The organism is Komagataeibacter xylinus (genome assembly GCF_004302915.1).
GTDB lineage: Bacteria > Pseudomonadota > Alphaproteobacteria > Acetobacterales > Acetobacteraceae > Komagataeibacter > Komagataeibacter xylinus_C.
Window position 1 is genome coordinate 1 of the sequence record NZ_QQBI01000078.1, and the last position, 3,527, is coordinate 3,527.

General features: G+C 55.5%; 4 protein-coding genes. 1 reads left to right on the forward strand and 3 read right to left on the reverse strand.

What is annotated here, in order from left to right:
* Nucleotides 1–49: 49 nt before the first annotated feature.
* A complete protein-coding gene (locus DV027_RS17035; protein ID WP_242621997.1) occupies nucleotides 50–940 on the reverse strand; it encodes an FAD-dependent monooxygenase in 891 nt (296 codons plus the stop codon).
* A gap of 90 nt (nucleotides 941–1,030) precedes the next feature.
* Between DV027_RS17035 and DV027_RS17040 the strand changes: the two genes are divergently transcribed.
* Complete coding sequence (locus DV027_RS17040; protein WP_130732968.1) at nucleotides 1,031–1,630, forward strand: TetR/AcrR family transcriptional regulator; 600 nt, start codon at nucleotides 1,031–1,033, stop codon at nucleotides 1,628–1,630.
* A gap of 338 nt (nucleotides 1,631–1,968) precedes the next feature.
* Here DV027_RS17040 and DV027_RS17045 read toward each other — a convergent pair whose 3' ends face one another.
* Nucleotides 1,969–2,385: a DUF6640 family protein gene (locus tag DV027_RS17045; protein ID WP_130732969.1), complete on the reverse strand. Its 417-nt coding sequence runs from the start codon at nucleotides 2,383–2,385 to the stop codon at nucleotides 1,969–1,971.
* A 377-nt stretch (nucleotides 2,386–2,762) separates the two neighbouring features.
* Complete coding sequence (locus DV027_RS17050) at nucleotides 2,763–3,338, reverse strand: TetR/AcrR family transcriptional regulator (RefSeq protein ID WP_242621998.1); 576 nt, start codon at nucleotides 3,336–3,338, stop codon at nucleotides 2,763–2,765.
* Between the last annotated feature and the right edge of the window lie 189 nt (nucleotides 3,339–3,527).

The following is a 3,527-nucleotide window of genomic DNA, read 5'->3' on the forward strand; positions in this document are numbered from 1 at the left end:
TCGGGCTCCTGTGGGATGACTGAATTCTACAAAATAACCCAAAATTTCCTCAAGTGTGAGAAATTCGCGTCGACCAGTGCGGCATGCGGATCTGGCTGACGGAATCGAAATACAGATCATCGGCCTGCGCCATCGCGTCGAGCAGATGCGGAACCTCCCAACCCATGCCGGCGAAGGCGGCCCTCGTACGCCGGATCTGCTCCTCCGCGTCACGGCTGGCGGAAACCGGCGCTTCGTCCGTTGAAAAAGCAAGAAAGCCGAAGACCCTCGGACTGTCCTGAACCGCCCATATGGCGGCCGTGCGTCCCGGCTCGGCATGAACGACCCCGCCATGCGACAGGCCTTTGTCATTTGGCATGGAAAAAAGATTGAAGCAGAAACCGAGGGAATGATTGAACGGCGTCTCGGGACCGAAGACCAGCCGGCGGGTGCGTGAGTGCAGACCGTCCGCGCCGATGACAATATCGTATCGTGCCTGCCGGCCGCCGGCAAACCCGATATCGACGCCTTTACCGTCGTCACGAAGTGTGTCGATTGAATCGTTGAAACAGTAATCGACGTCGCCGTTACGTGTCGCGTCATGGAGCAGCGTCGTCAGCGTGCCGCGCGGCAGTTCGACATCGCGTTCGGTATCGCTGCCGATTGCCTCATAGATCGGCACGCTGCCAATGATCTTACCGGCCCTGTCCACGAAAGTCATCGCGCGAGAGGCGATATGGGCCGTGCGGATCTGGGGCAGCAGGCCCATACGCTCGACCACGTCGATCGCCGTGCCGCGAACGTCGATCGGGTATCCACCGGTCCGGATCGTCGGTGCCCGCTCCACCACAGTCACGTCGAACCCATAACGGTCGAGCCAGAAGGCGAGCGTCGGCCCCGCGATGCTGGCACCGGAGATGAGGACGGAGCGGCGCTGTGCTGGAACCATTGGTGTGCTCATGATATTTACTCGGAATAAGATTCGCTGAGTACCTTATAGGGCGCATAATGAAGGGGCAATAAGATTCATTATGTATCTTACTGGAGAGTCATGAGAGTTCAAAGACAGACACGAAGACGCGGTGCCGCGCTGGAAGAGGCGATTCTGGAAGCGACCTGGGCGGAATTGACAGAACATGGTTATGCGGGCCTGACGATGGAAAACGTCGCGCGTCGTGCGGAAACCAGCCGCCCGGTGCTGCATCGGCGCTGGCCCAGCCGCACGGCACTCGCGACGGCGGCGCTCGCGCAGCAATTCGCGCGGGCGAATATCGTCATTTTAGATATGGGTAGCCTACGAGAAGAACTCTGTCATCTTCTCCGCTGCATGTCGGATCGCGCCGGATCCCGCGACTTGCAACTGTTCTTCGACATGCAGAAGGATCTCGTGGCCGAACGATCAAGCTTTGCCGACATACGGGCGCGTATTGTAGACGGCAGCCAGTTCCATGCCGTCATTGGACGTGCAATCGAACGGGGCGAAATCGATCCAGCCCGTCTCACGCCGCGGATCACATCACTTCCGCTGGATCTTGCCCGGCATGAGATGATGATGACATTTCAGCCCTTGTCTGATGACGCCATCCGCGAGATTGTCGACGATATCTTCCTGCCACTGGTTCGACGAGATGAGCCTTCTTCTCAGATGTGACGTGTCGTCACGCGTTGGCGGCTCCATCCCCCTTGAGGGGGGGCATCGGGATGGTCCTGGCGATAGTCAGTGGGAATGAATAGGCTAATAGCCGTCAGTCTGCTCAGTGCATTGTGTAGACCGACGGTATTCGCCTTATCTAAGACATCAGCGGCAAGGATATTACTGTCCATAATCGGACAACAGCCATTCAAGCAGCCCTGTTTTTTCGTCCCGGGAGCATTCCATCAGGAATGATGCATGTAAACGCCACTGTCATACCGCTAGCTAATTCGGGTGCCGCACGGGGTGTAATCCCACGAGACGTTACCCTACCCGGCGACATGGCGGCAGATTGGCTATACGATGACGATCAGCACAGCTATCAGAACAACAGCGGATGCAAGCAGGCTTAGAAATTTCTGCACTGGAATGCCGAATGGCTTCGGGTTTATAGCCACGAACTCAGGGTCGCTCCAGGCGGTACCTGGGAAGACAGGTGCCATCAGCATGCAGAGGAAGTAGGCTTCCGCAAGTGCGGCCGCGAGCAAGAAACTGCCAAGACTCAAAGGCAAGACGAATAGCAGTGCAATGGCGATGGCAGCGTTGCAAAATCCCAAAAGCATCGTCTGTCCGTTATGGAATTTGGCATGGGGCGGCCACTTCGGATTTCGTATGTGCTGGCATGCGGTTGATGGTATCACCGCGTCAAAGATCAAGCCGCCCAGGCCGCCATAAATTGCGACAAAAGCGATCATCCATTTAGCAATAAACATAGGACACACCTTTCCTGTTCACAGAAAAGGACGTGCGGGTGGCTTCTTCCTGATCAGGCGGAGAAGCTTGCACGAACGTAAATGCCACCCGGACTACCAACCGGGCTGTGACTTTTACACGTCCACAGGCACAGTATGTGACCGGGCACGGAGTTTCAACCCCGCCCATTGGGTTCATGTGTGGTCCCAGTTCGCCCGTGTGAACTGGTCGCTTTCTGGTCAGTTATGAGAGTTTTTTTGAATAATCATCAGGTCATGTGCTCGCTCAGATACCTATTCCGGCTGTCAACTTATCGCTTTTTCTGCTCGAAATCTGACTGGTAAAAAAAAACGCAAAGCTGCCAGTCGGTCACTCTCCCTAAAGCAAAAATCTCTTATCAAGGGTGAAGAACATTTCTAGCGCGGGTCGCCTGAAATTTCCGGATCGTCTCGAGAGACAGGCCCTGTACCAGCATCTCATCAATCAGGTCGATATGCAGTCCCGCTAACAGAGAATGGGCATTATAGGTGGCATAAGCCGTATCGGCAGTATCTGCCGCATCCATAATGCAGCGTCTCGCTTCTGCATGCATCCATTGATAATGCGGAGATTGCAGTAGTCCCCCGCTGAGTTCCCGGGCGCGGATCAGATGTCTGTTCGCAATCTTGAACATCAGGATGGCATCAAGAAACGCAACAAGACGATCTGGCGGTGCAGTGCTGGCATCAAATGGGGGCGCACTGCTTTCAACACTAGCTTTCAATGTAGCGATTTTGGCAGCCCAAAGCGCATCCAGCAGGCCGTTCCGGTTGCCGAATGCCCGAAACAGGGTGCCTTTGCCGACACAGGCGGCCAGAGCGATCGCATCCATTGTCACGGCACCCGGAATCTCGCTTTGGGCAAAAAGCCTGTCTGCGGCCGCCAGCATATCGTCAGGTGACGCAGGCGGCCGCCCCCGATTTTTACGTTGCATTACGGACCGTCGGTCCGTTAAGGATGGAATTTCTGGACTCATGGTCCTTAATTCATATCGGAGAGCGGTGCATGGTGCCAACATCTATCCTTCCCCACTGGCTTGAGACAGCACTCGACGCGAATTTCTCACACTTGAGGAAATTTTGGGTTATTTTGTAGAATTCAGTCATCCCACAGGAGCCCGATC

Excerpts from the sequence above, each read along its gene's own strand:
- DV027_RS17045 (WP_130732969.1), bottom strand. The coding sequence starts at position 2,385 with ATGTTTATTGCTAAATGGATGATCGCTTTTGTCGCAATTTATGGCGGC.
- DV027_RS17040 (WP_130732968.1), top strand. The coding sequence starts at position 1,031 with ATGAGAGTTCAAAGACAGACACGAAGACGCGGTGCCGCGCTGGAAGAG.
- DV027_RS17035 (WP_242621997.1), bottom strand. The coding sequence starts at position 940 with ATGAGCACACCAATGGTTCCAGCACAGCGCCGCTCCGTCCTCATCTCC.
- DV027_RS17050 (WP_242621998.1), bottom strand. The coding sequence starts at position 3,338 with ATGCAACGTAAAAATCGGGGGCGGCCGCCTGCGTCACCTGACGATATG.